Annotated in this window: 12 protein-coding genes and 1 tRNA gene; 5 read left to right on the top strand and 8 right to left on the bottom strand. The window is 57.0% G+C overall.

The genetic code is table 11. The features are described from left to right. Nucleotides 1-22: 22 nt before the first annotated feature. The 3 genes from AABB92_RS01835 (at nucleotide 23) to AABB92_RS01825 (ending at nucleotide 2,003) form a co-directional block, all read left to right on the top strand. Nucleotides 23-99, top strand: a tRNA-Pro gene (locus tag AABB92_RS01835). Between the two features lie 912 nt (nucleotides 100-1,011). Further along, nucleotides 1,012-1,215 (top strand): hypothetical protein, encoded by a 204-nt coding sequence (locus AABB92_RS01830; RefSeq protein WP_031377240.1) that lies wholly within the window; start codon nucleotides 1,012-1,014, stop codon nucleotides 1,213-1,215. A 71-nt stretch (nucleotides 1,216-1,286) separates the two neighbouring features. Then, complete coding sequence (locus AABB92_RS01825; RefSeq protein ID WP_031377241.1) at nucleotides 1,287-2,003, top strand: 4'-phosphopantetheinyl transferase family protein; 717 nt, start codon at nucleotides 1,287-1,289, stop codon at nucleotides 2,001-2,003. Between the two features lie 157 nt (nucleotides 2,004-2,160). On the opposite strand, the gene AABB92_RS01820 is transcribed toward AABB92_RS01825, so the two are convergent. The 3 genes from AABB92_RS01820 to apbE all read right to left on the bottom strand — a co-directional run bounded on the left by AABB92_RS01820 (nucleotide 2,161) and on the right by apbE (nucleotide 5,600). Next, the gene (locus AABB92_RS01820; protein ID WP_031377242.1) at nucleotides 2,161-3,813 is read right to left on the bottom strand and encodes a multidrug ABC transporter permease/ATP-binding protein; all 1,653 of its coding nucleotides are present in this window, start codon (nucleotides 3,811-3,813) and stop codon (nucleotides 2,161-2,163) included. Nucleotides 3,814-3,909: 96 nt separating this feature from the next. Continuing rightward, on the bottom strand, nucleotides 3,910-4,551 hold the full coding sequence (alkB, locus tag AABB92_RS01815) for a DNA oxidative demethylase AlkB (protein WP_031377243.1): 642 nt from the start codon (nucleotides 4,549-4,551) through the stop codon (nucleotides 3,910-3,912). Then, the gene (gene apbE / locus AABB92_RS01810) at nucleotides 4,551-5,600 is read right to left on the bottom strand and encodes an FAD:protein FMN transferase ApbE (RefSeq protein ID WP_031377244.1); all 1,050 of its coding nucleotides are present in this window, start codon (nucleotides 5,598-5,600) and stop codon (nucleotides 4,551-4,553) included. The genes alkB and apbE overlap by 1 nt, the downstream gene beginning before the upstream one ends. A gap of 180 nt (nucleotides 5,601-5,780) precedes the next feature. Here apbE and AABB92_RS01805 point away from each other — a divergent pair, with 180 nt between their 5' ends. Together AABB92_RS01805 and AABB92_RS01800 are read left to right on the top strand one after the other, a co-directional pair. Further along, nucleotides 5,781-5,891, top strand: coding sequence for a response regulator (locus AABB92_RS01805; RefSeq protein WP_193387668.1), 111 nt, complete (start codon nucleotides 5,781-5,783; stop codon nucleotides 5,889-5,891). A 150-nt stretch (nucleotides 5,892-6,041) separates the two neighbouring features. Beyond that, nucleotides 6,042-6,218 carry a hypothetical protein gene (locus AABB92_RS01800; protein ID WP_162836812.1) on the top strand — a complete coding sequence of 59 codons (177 nt, stop codon included), beginning with the start codon at nucleotides 6,042-6,044 and terminating at the stop codon, nucleotides 6,216-6,218. 39 nt (nucleotides 6,219-6,257) lie between these two features. On the opposite strand, the gene ompC is transcribed toward AABB92_RS01800, so the two are convergent. The 5 genes from ompC to AABB92_RS01775 form a co-directional block, all read right to left on the bottom strand. After that, nucleotides 6,258-7,370 (bottom strand): porin OmpC, encoded by a 1,113-nt coding sequence (gene ompC, locus AABB92_RS01795; RefSeq protein ID WP_031377245.1) that lies wholly within the window; start codon nucleotides 7,368-7,370, stop codon nucleotides 6,258-6,260. A 599-nt stretch (nucleotides 7,371-7,969) separates the two neighbouring features. After that, complete coding sequence (locus tag AABB92_RS01790; protein ID WP_031377246.1) at nucleotides 7,970-9,139, bottom strand: beta-barrel domain-containing protein; 1,170 nt, start codon at nucleotides 9,137-9,139, stop codon at nucleotides 7,970-7,972. Further along, nucleotides 9,136-11,295, bottom strand: a complete 2,160-nt coding sequence (locus AABB92_RS01785; protein WP_046288198.1) for a type I secretion system permease/ATPase — start codon at nucleotides 11,293-11,295, stop codon at nucleotides 9,136-9,138. Before AABB92_RS01785 ends, AABB92_RS01790 begins: the two co-directional genes overlap by 4 nt. Before the next feature lie 28 nt (nucleotides 11,296-11,323). After that, nucleotides 11,324-12,679: a TolC family outer membrane protein gene (locus AABB92_RS01780; RefSeq protein ID WP_046288197.1), complete on the bottom strand. Its 1,356-nt coding sequence runs from the start codon at nucleotides 12,677-12,679 to the stop codon at nucleotides 11,324-11,326. A 307-nt stretch (nucleotides 12,680-12,986) separates the two neighbouring features. Then, the gene (locus AABB92_RS01775) at nucleotides 12,987-14,906 is read right to left on the bottom strand and encodes an Ig-like domain-containing protein (RefSeq protein WP_046288196.1); all 1,920 of its coding nucleotides are present in this window, start codon (nucleotides 14,904-14,906) and stop codon (nucleotides 12,987-12,989) included. Between the last annotated feature and the right edge of the window lie 95 nt (nucleotides 14,907-15,001).

The raw sequence follows: 15,001 nt of genomic DNA, 5'->3' as shown, positions 1-15,001 counted from the left end.
AGTAGACTGATTGTCCAGAGTTCGGCACGTAGCGCAGCCTGGTAGCGCACGGTCATGGGGTGTCCGGGGTCGGAGGTTCAAATCCTCTCGTGCCGACCAAATTCCCTGAAGAAGCAGCCCAAAAGGCTGCTTTTTTTGTCGGTTAAACCGCCCGTCAGCAGAGTATCGCTTCCCTCCCCTGCGCTGTTCAGATCACCCACAATTGGCTTTTGCTTTATCAACGCCCTCTTCCCCAACAGAGAGTGACGCCCTGCGGCGGTTGTCTTTTTGCTGCTGTCCGCTGAACTGACCTCAAGCCGGCACCGCACAGAACCTGTTCCGCAAAATGCGCGATGATCGCCGCCCTTGCTGAACGGCCCCCGAAATAATCATGTTGATTTTGGTTAGGGTGGTGATCACCTGAAGCTGTACAGCGCCACTTTTGTCACAGTTGCCGCTGTGGGCAGGATGCGGCACGACTACCTAGCTGGTCAGCAATAAAGCAGAAGCGGCGTGGCGTGGCGTGGCGTGGCGCAGGACAGTGTTCTGCTCTGCCGCATTCAGACGCGGCAAAAACGTCACGCAAAGCGAAATAGCCGCGTTTTTGTCATCAAACGGTCACGTAGCTCGCGCTCTGAGGATTCCCATCTATACTGAAAAGCGTGTGGGTAACGATAGGAGAGTTCATGACAGTAATCGAAAAAGACGATCCAACCGAAGCACCAGAGTCCGGCGATAAGCAACAAACACCGCCAGACAAGAAGTAACCCACTAAGGCCGCGCCAGACGCGGCCTTTTCTATGGCGGTTGCCGCTAAGCTCTGTCAGATGTCGCCCGATCGCCCGGCTCATCCCGCATAACCTCCCGTTCAGCCAGACAACATCCTGCACGCTTTCAGGCAGTTACCTGTTGCAGCGAAATCCAGTCTGCCTCACAAAATAAGCACAACGCGACGCCAATTCATCAAACTGAAACAAAAATGTCACAGAAATTGCCTACTCTGGACTCCCCTGAAATTGATGGATAATTTTTATGGCGATCAAAGCGAAAAGCCTGAAGGATGCAGAAGCATTATTGCATTCAGGCATTAGCAAAGTGGAACTGGCGTACGACATTGGCAGCGACGATTTCTTTCGTCTGGCGAGCCACTGGTGCGACCGCGGCGCTCGCATCAGCAAAGGTCACCACCATTTTGTCGTTTCACTGAAAAGTTTTGCCATTCCCCCGAACGACTGATCCCTGCGGTCGGCTTGCCCCGGCTTCCTACGCCTGATTTAATGCCCTTTTGGCTTTGATTACGGCACCGCATGCGCTATCCCGACGTTCCGCTGCCGCCTCCTGCAGGCGGCTTTATCCTTTCTCAGCATCTGAGCGACAGCGATCCCTGGCTGGCGGTGAGCCGCTTTGATCCGCAACACTACAGTGATGCGCTTGCTGTTGCGTGGGGACTACCGCTGCCCGATCGCCTGCAGCGGGCGGTAAATAAGCGCCGTGCCGAATATCTCGCCAGTCGGCTGCTGGCCCGCTGTGTGATGGCGCGTCTCGGTATTGATGATTTTATTCTGACCAACGCCGCCGATCGTTCGCCCTGCTGGCCCGCCGGCGTGCAGGCTTCGCTGTCGCACAGCGCAGGCGTAGTGGTGCTGGCAGCAACCCGTCAGCCCGGTGGTGTCGGTGTGGATGTCGAACAGTTGATGTCAGACGCAACGGCCAATGAAACCGCTGACCTGCTGATGAATCCTCAGGAGCAGCAACTGCTGCGGGCGCTGCCCATCAGCTTCAACGCTGCCGCCACTCTGCTGTTTTCTCTGAAAGAATCACTTTATAAGGCGCTGTGGCCCCAGTTGCATCAGCCGATGGATTTTCAGCAGGCGGCGCTGGAAACGGTCGATCTCCGGCGTCAGTGCGCCACTTTACAGCTCACTCATCATTTCAGCGATCGCTTCACAACAGGGACCCGCTTGCAGGCGCAGTTTTTGTGGCAGGACGATCAGGTGATTACCCTGCTGACGCAGCAGGCATAAAAAAACCGGCTAAGCAATGCGGCTTAGCCGGGGTAAACACATGACGACAGAAGAAGTTTCAGGATGGCAGAGAGCCTGCTCTCTGCTGAATTCCAGCATAACGTGGTAGCCGCGCAGGCCGCCAATATGCCTTTTTGCTAAGCTTTGCCAGCCTGCATCAAAGCCCGGTATCGGTGCGTTCTACCGAGTCCAGCGTGGCCAGATCGCGTTCGCTGCCGGTCAGTTCACTCAGCTGCCCTTCTCGCATCTCCAGCAGTCGATCGGCGTGAATAAAGTAGTGATCATCGTGGCTGATGGCGAATACCGTTTTGCCGGACGCCTGCAACCACGGCAGCAGTTCACGATAGAAGATACGACGGAAATGCGGGTCCTGATCGGCGGCCCATTCATCCAGCAGCAGCACATCCCGCTCTTCAGCCACCGCCAGCAGCAGTGCCAGCCGTTTGCTCTGCCCTTTGGAGAGCTGCAGATTCAGCACTTTATTACCTTCGATCTTCAGTTTGTCCTGCATCTTCAGCCGTTCCAGCCACTGCTGCACTAACGCCGGGTTCGCCGGAATGCCTTCGTGGCTAATCAGCCGATCAAACAGATGCACATCAGTGAATACCGCCGAGAAGTGTTTACGCCAGTGATCGAGCCCGTCAGCGTCAATCGGTTGACCATCCAGCAGCAGACTGCCGGACTGCGGCTGATACAAGCCGGTCAGCAGCATCGCCAGGGTAGATTTACCGCTGCCATTGCCGCCAATCAGAAACACCAGTTCACCGCGGCGCAGGGTAAGGTTGATCGGGCCGACCTTAAAGCCATTTTCACCGTAGTGAAAACAGACATCCCGCAGCTCCAGCGTCTGCCAGTCAGCTTTGGACGGAGAAGCGTGGAATTCGGGCTGATAAGGTGCCAGATCAAAGGCATTGAGTTTGCGGAATGCCACCTGCGCGCTGAGCAAGGTGGGCAAAGCGCCGACTGCCGACAGCAGCGGCGTGCGCAGAAACAGCAGCGTCAGGGAAAAAGTCGCCGCCACCGCCGTGTTGGCCCAGCCGAGGCTGTTGGCCATAAAAAAGACCATGCCGATGGCGCCCAGCGTCATGATATTCGACCAGTTCACCGCACTGAGATGATAGGTATCGGCCCGCACAATATGGTGTCGCCAGGCGGTGGCATCTTCCTGATAGACGCTTTCATAGATCTGTCGGGCGCGCTCACGGTTAAGCTGCAACTCTTTGCGTCCGTCAATCACCGTCTGGTAGTCACGATAGAGGTGATCTTCGATTTCACGCAGCTTCGCCATGTGCTGATAAACGCGCGACACCAGCATCCAGCCACCCACCAGCGTCACGGCCAGCCAGCCGCTGGTCACCAGCAGCATTTTGGGTGACAGCCAGGCCAGATAGATCGCTGAACCCAGAGTGATGATGACGCCCTGAATCAGCTCCGGCAGACGCACAAAGGCCAGGGTAATGGCACGCACATCGCTGGTCAGACCCGCCAGCAGTTGCGCGCTGCCGAGTTGCTCAATCCGCTCCACCCGGGTATCAAGAATGCGTTTGATAAATTCACCGCGCATCCGCCAGACAAACTGATGGCCCAGCATCGTCAGCGCCAACTGGGAGGCCAGCGTAACCGCCATCAGTACCACCAGCTGCAACAGAAACTGCGGCAGTACCGCATAGGAAGTATTGATCGCGACGATCATTTCGCGGTTGATAAAGGCGATCATGCCAATACCCAACACTGCGCTCAGCAGCGTCAGCGCAATAACCCCGATAAAAGGCCAGCGAAACTGGCGAAAAACAACGCTTAACAACGTCATGCAGGCAATCCAGCAGTCAAAAAACAGCCTGCAGTGTAATGTGATGCAAAATGATAGCAATAGTTATTCGCACTGCGCCGCGCACCGCATGGTGAATTAAAAGGCGCGGCGGAAAGTCAGGTTATAGCGCCACGCGCCGACCAACGGGTGCACGCCCGGCTTGAGCGGCAGGATGCCGTGATAACGCAGGCGTGACGGCCCGCCCCACACCACAATATCGCCATGCTCCAGCAGCACCCGCTGGGTGGTGTCGCCACGTTCAAAACCGCCAAACTGGAATACCGCCGGTAATCCCAGCGAGACCGAGACGATAGGCTGACGCAGATCTTTCTCATCTTTGTCCTGATGCAGGGTCAGCTTCGCGCCAGGTTCATAGCGATTGAGCAGGCAGGCATCAGGGTTAAAATCGGGAAAGCCCGCTTCACGCGCTGCGGCCTGCGCCAGACTGCGAAACAGCGGCGGCATCGGTGGCCACTTGCGCCCGTTGAGGTTATCCTGCTGCTGATACTGATAACCGCGTGAATCCACTGACCAGCCGAAGTCGCCGCAGTTGGTCATCGCCACCGACATGCGGTGACCGCCCGGCGTAATGCGATGCGCAAACGGATTCTGGTCGGCGATGGCCAGAATCTGCTGATACAACGCTTCAGCCTCATCGCGCGCCCGGCGGCGCAGGATCACCGCGCCGTCAGCCAGCGGTTCCTGCCACGGTTGCTCTTCGCTAAACAGATCTAACATCAGGGTGCTCCTGTCGACTCGGGTTTAATCAAAAAGGCGGCAAACTGCGGTGACATCCAGCTCACAAAACCATCGCCTTCTTTACTGATCAGATAGACCGCCAGCTGCTGCTGGATTGCCAGCGCTTTGGCTTTTTTACTGCCCAGAACCATCAGGCCAGTATCCCAGCCGTCGGCCTCCAGCGCGGTGGTCGCGATCACGGTAGCCGAAACCAGTTTATGCTCAATCGGTCGGCCGGTAAGCGGGTCGATCACGTGAGAAACGCGCTTGCCGTCCAGTTCATAATAGTTGCGATAGCTGCCCGAGGTGCTGATGCCGTGTCCCTGTAGATCGACCCGCGCCTGCACCGCATTCTCACGGTCGGTCGGCTTCTGAATGGCGACCCGCCACGGCTGGTGCTGGGCGTTAAGCCCGCGGCTCAGCACTGCCCCGCCAACCGACACCAAATAATTATTAATCCCCAGCTGCTCCATCAGGCGCGCCAGATGATCGGTGGCAAAGCCCTCGCCTACCGTTGAGAGATCAACATACAAGCCAGGCAGATCCTTTTGCAGCCACTGGCCACCCGCGCCCTGCACTACCCGCAGATGCTGCAGACCAGTCTGCGCTTTGGCCGCCGCTATTTCCGCCTCATCCGGCGTATGGCTCGGCTGTTTTGTCGGGCCAAAGCCCCACAGATTGACCAGCGGTCCGACGGTGATATCCATCGCCCCTCCGGTTTTAGCACCAATGCGCAAGGCGAGCGTGACGATGTCCGCCATATTCTCGCTGACCGGCTGCGGCGTCAGCGCACGGCTCTGATTAAAGCGCGACAGCACCGAATCGGGCTTCCAGGTAGAGAGTTCGGCGTCGTCACTGTCGAGCTGCTGCTGAATGCGCTGCTGCAGTGCAGCTTTGCGGCCACTGTCGACGTCGGCCAGGCTGACCCGCCAGACCGTGCCCATGGTTTTGCCTTCCAGCACCATTGATGACGTCGCCGCTGGCTTATCACAACCGGCTAACAACAGGATGGCAAACGGCAAAGACAGCAGATTAATCTGATATCTCATTAATCCTCACTTGTAAAAATTTATCTATTCCTGCTACAAAGCATAAATCGCTGGTAAAGAGCGTAAAAGAGGGTTGAATCCTTCAGTCAATGACGCCAGTATCAACCGGTCATCTACTATGCATCCGCCCGTAACCGGGCGATTTACGTTTAACGGTTTGGTTTAATTAAGGAGCAGCAGATGATCTACGTGATTCTTGCCATCGCCCTGGGCCTGTTCATTTACAGCAGCTACAAAGTCTGGCATCAGCGCCGCCATCGTCACATGGCGCTGTCACGGCCGCGCCATTAACCCGCAGCGCTGCACCTGAACGGGGCAATGACCCTCTCAGCGTGCGCGGCAAGTTTACCAGAAGCGGCGGCAGGGCCGTGGCTATCAGAGCGGTAAAGCTGGCATGAATTCTGCACTGTTGAAACAGTGTTTATCTCTGAGAGGTGCAGAATGAAAACGTCACAGAACCTGCAGGCAGCCTGGCATCAGTGGCTGAGCTTTTCAGCCTTTTCTCTGGCGGGCGTGGCATTTGAAGGTGCCCGATTTGGCAGTGTGGTCTCACCGGTCACGGCAGTTGCGAAAGCGAAAAAGTGGCGAACGGCAGATGAGATAAAGGAAAAGGATTAATGACTCAGGTGCGCAGCCAGCGCTGCGCACCTGCACAAATCAGAACTGGTAAACCAGACCCAGTGCCACCACGTCGTCGGTATTAATACCGGCCTGGTCGGTGAACTCGTTGTCATCCAGCAGGTTGATTTGGTAATCCACATAGGTGGACATGTTTTTGTTGAAGTAGTAAGTCGCGCCTACATCAATGTATTTCTTCAGGTTTTGTTTACCCCAGCCCTGCACATCGGTGCCGCGTGAGGTGACATACGCCAGTGATGGACGCAGGCCGAAGTCGAACTGATACTGTGCCACCAGCTCCCAGTTTTCCGCTTTATCCGCATAACCAAACACCGGCGAATCGCTGCTACCGAAGCGGGTTGCGTTGTAAGACTTGGTGTACATCGCTGCCAGATAGATGTTGTTGGCATCGTATTTCAGACCGCCGGTGTAGGCTTCTGCTTTGTCGCCACGACCGAGGATACCCGCCTGGTTGCCGTTCTGATCGTTGGTACGGTCAGACTGGAAAGCCGACGCACCGATACCAAAACCGGAACCGAGATCGTAAGTGGTGCTCAGACCCCAGCCGTCACCGTTCTGGCCCAGCACATCACGACCGTTTGGTGACTCATCACCATTGCCGTTTTTGCCCTGATACTGCACCGCAAAGTTCCAGCCATCGACCAGGCCGAAGAAGTTGCTGTTGCGGTAGGTCGCCATACCGTTGCCGCGCTGGAACATAAAGTTATCCGAGCCATAGGTATCACCACCGAACTCTGGCAGCACGTCGGTCCATGCGCCGATGTCATAGGCTACGCCGTAGTTACGACCGTAATCGAATGAACCTGCATCGCCAAACTTCACACCGGCAAAGCCGACGCGGGTATAGCTGTCAGCTGTACCTTCAGATTCTGCATTGTTCAGCGCCGCCTGATACTCCCACTGGCCGTAACCGGTCAGCTGATCGCTGACTTCGGTTTCGCCTTTAAAGCCAAAGCGGACGTAAGACTGATCGCCATCAGAACCATCGTTATCAGAGAAGTAGTGCAGACCATCGACTTTACCAAACAGGTCTAATTTGTTGCCGTCTTTATTGTAGATTTCAGCTGCGTTTGCTGATCCTGCTGCGACCAGCAACGCAGGGATCATCAGGGAGAGAACGCGACGTTTCATTTTATTACCCTCTGTAATGTGCCTTTATTATTTGCCACTGCGAACTGAATGATTAAAAATTCAGCCGGCAAGCCATTGTTGTTTTATAACGGGCAATAATCCATCACGAAAATGCTACTAAATTTCCAAAACTGTTTCATAGTTCGAAACAGTTATTTCTGAATGTAAGTTTTGGGGAACTAATAACCAGCACATATCGATAAAAAATATGGCACAAAAAGCCAATCGAATTTCGCCTCGTTTGTTATCAACACGTTACATCGGAATGCTCTGAAGCACTGAATGATAAAACTTATGCGTCATCAGGTAATACAATAGATCCCGCTATCATCATTTATTTCATTATTACCTTCATTCACCCCGAATGAGATGTTTACCCTAATTTCCCGCCGGACATGTTTGTCCGGCATTTTTTTTGCCTGCGATCCGCCGTTGCGATTCGTTTTATGTAAACATGGTTTCCGGCGATTAATTAACTTTATTATTTTGCCGCACAGAAGGTTAATTTCCGCACTGCCTGCCGCTTATCTGGCGATATATCCGCCCACTTAATTTATCACCGTAACTAAGCACACTGCGATAATATCCGGACCGTGATTTTAGCGTTCGCGCATTGATTCTTTAACTTTATTCAGCGGTTTAAGCAGGTAATCCATCACCGATTTCTGACCCGTCTTAATTTCAACATTGGCCACCATACCGGGCACGATCGGGAATTTACGGCCGGCACGGTTCGTCAGTTCCGCTTTTTGGGTGCGAACATAGACCCGGTAGTAGTATTGATCCCGCTTAACCTCATCCTGCAGCGTATCCGGCGAGACGATTTCGACCTCACCCGGCAGATCGCCATAGATAGAGGAGTCGTAGGCGGTGATTTTGACGATTGCCGCCAGGCCGGGACGGATGTAAGCGATATCGCGCGGATTAATGCGGGTTTCAATCAGCAGCTGATCTTCCAGCGGCACAATCTCCATCAGCTTGCCGCCCGGCTCCAGTACCCCGCCCACCGTGGTCACCTGAATATCCTTAACGATGCCGCGCACCGGTGAATAGAGCGTGGCGCGCGTCAGCTGGTCCTCTTTCCCCGCCGCCACCTGCAGCTGCGCATCGAGTTCAGCATTGTTTTTCACCTGCTCTTCGTGAGCGCGCACCAGATAGTCATTGCGCGCCTCGTCAATTTTGCCGCGCAGGTCGCTGACCTGGCGACGCAAACGGATCACCTCGACCTGACCGGCCGCGCCTTTAGCGACCAGAGGCTCGGTCAGGCGCAGCTCATCCTGCACCAGCTTCAGCGACTGCTGCAGGTTGCTGATGGTTTCCGTCAGGTTGCGCCGCCGGGATTCATACAGCTGCCTTTCCCGCGTCACCAGCTGCGGCTCCTTCAGGGTTTCCGCGCTGAACTGCAGCGGCGTGCCTGATAGCTCCGCATCCAGCCGCTCCGAGGAGGCGCGCAGGGTGCGCACTTTCGCCTGCGCTTCACCGAAGTTGGACTGGAAGCGGGTTGGATCCAGCGTCGCCAGTATCTGCCCTTTCTCGACAATATCGCCTTCATGCACGTTGAGCTGTTTGACGATGCCGCCATCCAGGCTGTCAATAACCTGTGCGCGGCTGGAAGGGGTCACTTTGCCGGTGCCGACGGTTACCTCATCCAGAATGGCGAAGTGCGCCCAGATCAGGAATATCGCCAGCGCTGCCGTGCAAAGCCAGATAATAGCGGACGTACGGCGTTCATGGCGCGCCAGATCTTTATCAATCATCACCAGGCTCATGCAGCATCTCCTTTATTCGGCCCTGCCGCCGGTTGGGCGGCCGGAGTCGTGGCGCGGCGCAGGATCTCGTCACGCGGCCCATCGGCCACAATCCGGCCGTTATCCATCACCACAATGCGGTCGACCATCTTCAGCAGCGCCGGACGGTGCGTGACCAGTATCAGGGTGCGCCCGCTGATCCAGCCCTGAAGCTGACGGATCACATGCTCTTCCAGCTGCTCATCCATGGCGGCGGTCGGCTCATCCAGCAACACCACCTGCGGCTGACGCAGGATCAGCCGGCTCAGCATCACCATCTGACGTTGCCCGCCGGACAGGCCGCGCCCGCCTTCATTAATAATACGATCCAGACTGGCCGCATCCTGCTGTACCAGCGATAGCGCGCCGCTGATGCGCAGCGCCTGTAACATCTCCTGTTCGCTGGCGTGCGGATTGCCCAGCATCAGGTTTTGCCGCAGCGTGCCAAAAAACAGTCGCGAATCGTGTGACAACCAGCCGAGCTGGCGGCGGAGATCGATCGGATCGATGCGTTCAATATCCACGCCATCAACAATCACCTTGCCCTGGCTCGCCATCGCCTGACCGGCGAGAATTTTGAGCAGGGTTGATTTTCCGGCACCGACTTTACCCAGAATGGCAATCTTCTCGCCCGGTTTGATCTGCAACTGCTGCACGTTGAGGACGTTCTTTTCATTCTCTTCGTCGTAGCTGTAATGCACGTTACGCAGATCGTACTGGCCGGTCAGCGTCGGACAGTGCGCCAGGGTCGCCGCGTCGGGCTGATCGAGCGGCTTCTTCAGCAGCTCATCCAGCCCTTTCATCGCCATTTTGGCATGCTGCCAGCGGGAAAAGACCATGGTGAGCTGCATCAGCGGCGCGATGGTGCGTGACGACAGCAGACTACAGGCGACCAGGGTGCCGGTGGTGATTTGCGAATCGAGAACCAGATAGACGCCGAACACCAGCATGCCGGCATAGGTGAGCTGCTGCACCGTGGCGGCCCAGCCGGTCAGCCGGGCGCCCCATAAGCGTTGCTGATTACTGATAGCGGCGCTGACCTCATGGGTCTGTTCCCACTGGCGCTGGAAATAGGGTTCCGCCTGCAGCGCTTTAATATCTTCAATACCTTCAATGGTTTCCACCAGCACCGCATTACGCAGTGCCCCTTCGCGCAGCCCCTCCTTCGCCAGCCGCGCCATCGGGATCTGCACCAGCATGCCAGGGATCACGATCAGCGGTATCGCCGCCAGCGGAATCAGCACCAGCCAGCCGCCGATAAATGACATGATGATCAGGAACAGGATAACAAACGGCAGATCGGCGGCCGCACCCACCGTGGTGGAGGTCAGCAGTTCACGTACCTGATCGATTTCACGCAGCTGCGAAATGAACGAACCGGTCGATTTGGGTCGTGCTTCATTGCGAATGCTCATCGCCCGGGCGAACAGCATGGCAGAGACTTTCAGGTCGATGCGCTTGCCCATTAAGTCGGAGACCTGGGTACGCATCAGGCGGATCAGATACTCAATCGCCGCCGCGATCAGCACCCCGACAAACAGCACCCACAGCGTGGCCTGCGACTGCGCCGGGATCACCCGATCGTAGACCTGCATTGAGAACAGAATGCCGGCCAGCGCCAGCACGTTGCTGATCACCGACGCCAGCGAAATCTCGGTGATGCGCCGGCCCATGCCGCGAAAGTTCTTCCAGAACCAGTGCGGTTCATACGGCTGGACGAATTCATCGATGCGCGCATCGCGGCCGCGCGCTGCGACGCCAATCACCCCGACCTCGCCCTGTGCGCGGGCCAGCAGTTCAGACAGCGCGCCTTCACGCACCACGTCGCCGCCTTCGCTTAGCCAGTAGCGTGCGCTGCCGTCCGGGTCGATTCCTTCCAGTACCGCCACGCTGCTGTTTTCCAGTACCAGCACTACCGGGGTGATCTCCTGACGCCAGCGCAGCTTATTTTGCGGCACCATGGTCAGATGCAGCCCGAGCAGCCCGGAGAGCCGTTCCAGCTGCTGCGCCACCGGCAGATGTTCAAACCAACGCATCTGCTGGCGCAGTGTTTTGCCGTCGGCAGGTTTACCGAACCGCGCAGCCACGCGCAGCATGGCGGCAATCCAGTTATCGGTATTCAGGTTTTGTGCGCTCATGGTTAATGCCTTTTAATGCGAAAGCTCGCTATTGCAGCGAAGGAAGGAGATCGCCGCTGCTGCGCTGACGATCGATACCCAGGATATCGAGCAGATTGTCGATCGCAGCGGCATAGCGCACGGTGGCATCCCAGCCATCGTAAAGCGCGGTGATGCGTGAACTGTCCGCCTGAAACACATCCTGTTCCACGCTCAGCAGATCGTTCAGGCTGCGCTTACTGAGCCGGTACTCATCGGCATAGACATTGCGGGTATGGTCGGCGCTTTCCAGCTGCACTTCACCGGCTGCCTGGCGTTGCTGCGCGCCAATCATGTCGGCATAGGCGGTGGAGGCATTCTGATTGATAGTGAGTTTGGCCTGCTGAACCGCCGCCTGCGCCGCTTCACGATCGCCCTCGGCGGACTGGGTTTTAGCATTGACCATGCCGCCCTGGTAGAGCGGCGCTTCAACCTGCAGCTGGACCTCATCGTCCCAGTAAGACTGGCGATCGTTTTCGTAGCGGGTCCGGCCAGCCTGAACTTTGATAGTTGGCCAGTGGCCGGACTGCGCCTGACGCACCCGCTCGCGCGCGGCTTCCTGCTTCGCCTGGGCGCTGCGCACCGCGGCGCTGTTGGCGTAAGCGATTTTATCGAGGGTGATCTGCTGATTGAGTAACGCCTGCGGCAGTTCAGGCAGGGCCGCCGGCACCACGCCGGTCAGCACCGTCAGCTGGGCTTTGGCTGAACGCAACTGCGCCCGATACTGCTCCAGCGTGGCATGCATCGCGGCAATACGGGTTTCCGCCTGTAACACGTCCGACTGCGAGTTGAGTCCGGCGTCGGCGCGCAGGCGGGCGATATCACGTACCCGCTCCAGTGAGGCGATATTGGTGTGGGCGGTTTCCGCCAGCGCCTGATAACGTTTGACTTCGAGATAGGCCTGCAGCGTATCTTCTGCCACGGTGGTCATTGAGTCGAACAGGCCAAACAGGTAGGCCTCTGACAAGGCGTGCTGCTCGTCGATAGCACCGCCGGTGCGGCCAAAATCGTACAGGAGCTGGCTGAGCATAATGCCGCCGGAGCCATTGTTATTCAGGCTGCCGGCGGAATCGGTCTGATGCGATCGGCCTGCCGCGCCCTGTAGGGAAATCTGCGGATACCAGGCACTTTTGGCGGCGTCGAGATCGCCTTCGCCAACGTGGATTTGAGCCGCCGCTTGCGAGATTTTCGGATTACGGGCGAAGGCGCGGAGAATGGCGTCACGCAGCGTTAAGGTGGCTATCTGTTCTTCGCTGGGGGCGGCACGCCAGTTAAATTCAGCTTTGGGCAAGGGGGCGGCAATGGCCGCAGGCAACACTACGCCATTCAGGGCGCATAACAAAAAGGTCAATCGCACTTTGTTCATTATGTTTACCAACAGGGGTTCTTATCAGCATGGTGTTTTCCCGGTGAACAAAGAGTGCAAAACGGTGCGCCGTTGCGGGCTTTCGCCTCGTCAGACTGCGTCAATTAATTTATGGTTCGTAAGCCAGACGCTAAACGACCTTTAACATTATTAGATCATATCCCGCGCTTCTTCCTGCTAAATATCGATGAAATAATTAATTATTTTCTCAATCGCGCAAAATTTAATCGATGATGTTACGCCTGCCAATACAGACGGGATTAACAAACCCGTCCGGAAGGCAGTACGTTAACTAATGTGTTTCAGGTCAGACTAGCGGATGAACGGCGGGGTGTTGCCATAAGTGGTCGGCGAGCGTGTAAGGGGAATCGGTCACCAGATTGCTGTCGTGCGGCGCAGCAACAGCGGCAGACGCCTTCGCCGCCGGCAGCGTTTCGGCTGCCGCTGTCGGGCTGAGGTTATCCAGTAGCTGATCGACCGACAGCAGATTCAGCGTGGCAGCAGCGTCAGTATGTGAGGCCACCGTCACGGTCTGGCTGGCACTGGCCAGATTGCCGGCACTGTCTTTGGCGCTCACCGTCATCTGATATTCACCATCATCCAGCGGCGCCAGCTGTCCGCCCAGGATGGTCAGCGCCCAGCCGCCGTCTGCTTTCACGCTGGCGCTGTAGTGCTGATCGCCGAGGGTTAACTGCACCAGGCTGCCTGGCTCAAGGTGGGTCGAACTGCCCTGAATCAGATGCCAGCTGTTAACATCCGCAGCGTCAATCACGTTGTCGTCGAACGGCGTATCCAGCGTCAGGGTCGGACGCTGATGAGTAGCCACGGTGAACAGGCTGCTGTTGGTCTGGGTGTCGCTGTTGCCATACTCATCCCAGCGATGATAGGTGACGGCGACCGGTCCCTCCGGCAGCGCCTGCAGATCGCTGGCGCTCAGGGTCACCATCCCCTTCGCGTCCGGCTGGTAGGTTTTGCCATTGATCACCAGCTCGTTAGCGCCCTCAACATAGAGGCTGAGATCGTGCTGCGCTTCCTGATAGTTGAGGATCATATCGCCGCCGATATCCATTTCGACATAGATCGGGATAAAGCCGGTTTTGATATTCAGCTCATGGCTGGCGTCGGTATAGTTGTTGGCACCGTCAATCGACCAGGCGCGGATCTCGCCGATATTAATAAAAGCCTGCACATCCGCCGCCGGGATCACCACCTGCCAGTGTCCATCCTCACTCAGCGTGGCGGCATAATCTTTCTCGTTGGCGCCGGTGATCACCAGCCGATGGCCTGGCATCACGGTCGACAGCGTGCCGCTCAGCCGTAAATCCTGCTGGGTTTCCGCCAGATTGATCACATCATCCGCCGTCACCTTATCAAAGCTAATCTGCGGCAGGCTGCTCAGGTGGGTGATCAGCGTCAGCGGGTGAGATTCAGTGGTGGTGTTGCCATTCGGATCAACCGCACTAACCATCAGACTGTAGACGCCATCCTGCTGCGCTTTGAGATCGCTCTCGTGAAAGGTGCCGGTCCATTTGCCGTCGCCGCCAACAATCGCCGTGGTGGTGATGCTGCCCAGCGTCAGAGTTACCCGTGAGCCAGCAGGCAGATGGGTGCCGCTGCCGCTGATGTCGACGCCATACACACTCTCCTCAATGTTAACCGCGTTATCGCCGCTGATGGTGTCCACCGTCAGAGTCGGCTTAAGGCTGCGGTCGGCATAGAGACCAAAATCGACCGTGGTGTCGGTGCTGTTACCGGCTTTATCGGTGATGGTCAGCGTCAGGGTGTGATTGCCGTCCGGCAGCCCGTTCAGCACCTCGGCGGGCATCGAGGCGTTCCAGTAGCCCCACTGATTGACGGTGCTCTGCCAGCTCTGATCGTTGAAGGTCAGGGTGACGGTTGATCCCGCCTCCCCCACCGCCTGACCGCGCAGATGGACCGGGTTTTGCACTTCCCAGTTGGCGATCACCCCATCGCTGGCGATCGGTTCATACGGCCGCAGCGTGGCGGGCGGCTGAGTATCTGCGGCCGCGGTAACCGCCAGCGTCGTCAGCCCAATCGCCGGACTGAGCGCGCTGTCGGTGAAGAGATCGGCAGACGGCGTTGCGATGGTGGACGTCACTGCCGGAGCCAGGCTGCGCGCGGTGTTATCGGGAACGGCAAATTCACTCACCGCCGCCTGAAAAATGGATTCGAGCCGGACGGCACGAAACGTATCACGCTGGGACATAGGTAACCTCAATTCAGAACAGAAACGCAGGCGCAAACCATCAGATAAACTGATCGTTAAGGTTGGCGCAGTTATGTCAGGCAAGCGTAAGCTGC

The organism is Pantoea brenneri, assembly GCF_038594305.1.
GTDB lineage: Bacteria > Pseudomonadota > Gammaproteobacteria > Enterobacterales > Enterobacteriaceae > Pantoea > Pantoea brenneri.
Note: the sequence above shows the minus strand (reverse complement) of the source record. Positions and strands in the feature narration are given on the sequence as shown.

Excerpts from the sequence above, each read along its gene's own strand:
- AABB92_RS01830 (WP_031377240.1), top strand. The coding sequence starts at position 1,012 with ATGGCGATCAAAGCGAAAAGCCTGAAGGATGCAGAAGCATTATTGCAT.
- AABB92_RS01825 (WP_031377241.1), top strand. The coding sequence starts at position 1,287 with ATGCGCTATCCCGACGTTCCGCTGCCGCCTCCTGCAGGCGGCTTTATC.
- AABB92_RS01820 (WP_031377242.1), bottom strand. The coding sequence starts at position 3,813 with ATGACGTTGTTAAGCGTTGTTTTTCGCCAGTTTCGCTGGCCTTTTATC.
- alkB (WP_031377243.1), bottom strand. The coding sequence starts at position 4,551 with ATGTTAGATCTGTTTAGCGAAGAGCAACCGTGGCAGGAACCGCTGGCT.
- apbE (WP_031377244.1), bottom strand. The coding sequence starts at position 5,600 with ATGAGATATCAGATTAATCTGCTGTCTTTGCCGTTTGCCATCCTGTTG.
- AABB92_RS01805 (WP_193387668.1), top strand. The coding sequence starts at position 5,781 with ATGATCTACGTGATTCTTGCCATCGCCCTGGGCCTGTTCATTTACAGC.
- AABB92_RS01800 (WP_162836812.1), top strand. The coding sequence starts at position 6,042 with ATGAAAACGTCACAGAACCTGCAGGCAGCCTGGCATCAGTGGCTGAGC.
- ompC (WP_031377245.1), bottom strand. The coding sequence starts at position 7,370 with ATGAAACGTCGCGTTCTCTCCCTGATGATCCCTGCGTTGCTGGTCGCA.
- AABB92_RS01790 (WP_031377246.1), bottom strand. The coding sequence starts at position 9,139 with ATGAGCCTGGTGATGATTGATAAAGATCTGGCGCGCCATGAACGCCGT.
- AABB92_RS01785 (WP_046288198.1), bottom strand. The coding sequence starts at position 11,295 with ATGAGCGCACAAAACCTGAATACCGATAACTGGATTGCCGCCATGCTG.
- AABB92_RS01780 (WP_046288197.1), bottom strand. The coding sequence starts at position 12,679 with ATGAACAAAGTGCGATTGACCTTTTTGTTATGCGCCCTGAATGGCGTA.
- AABB92_RS01775 (WP_046288196.1), bottom strand. The coding sequence starts at position 14,906 with ATGTCCCAGCGTGATACGTTTCGTGCCGTCCGGCTCGAATCCATTTTT.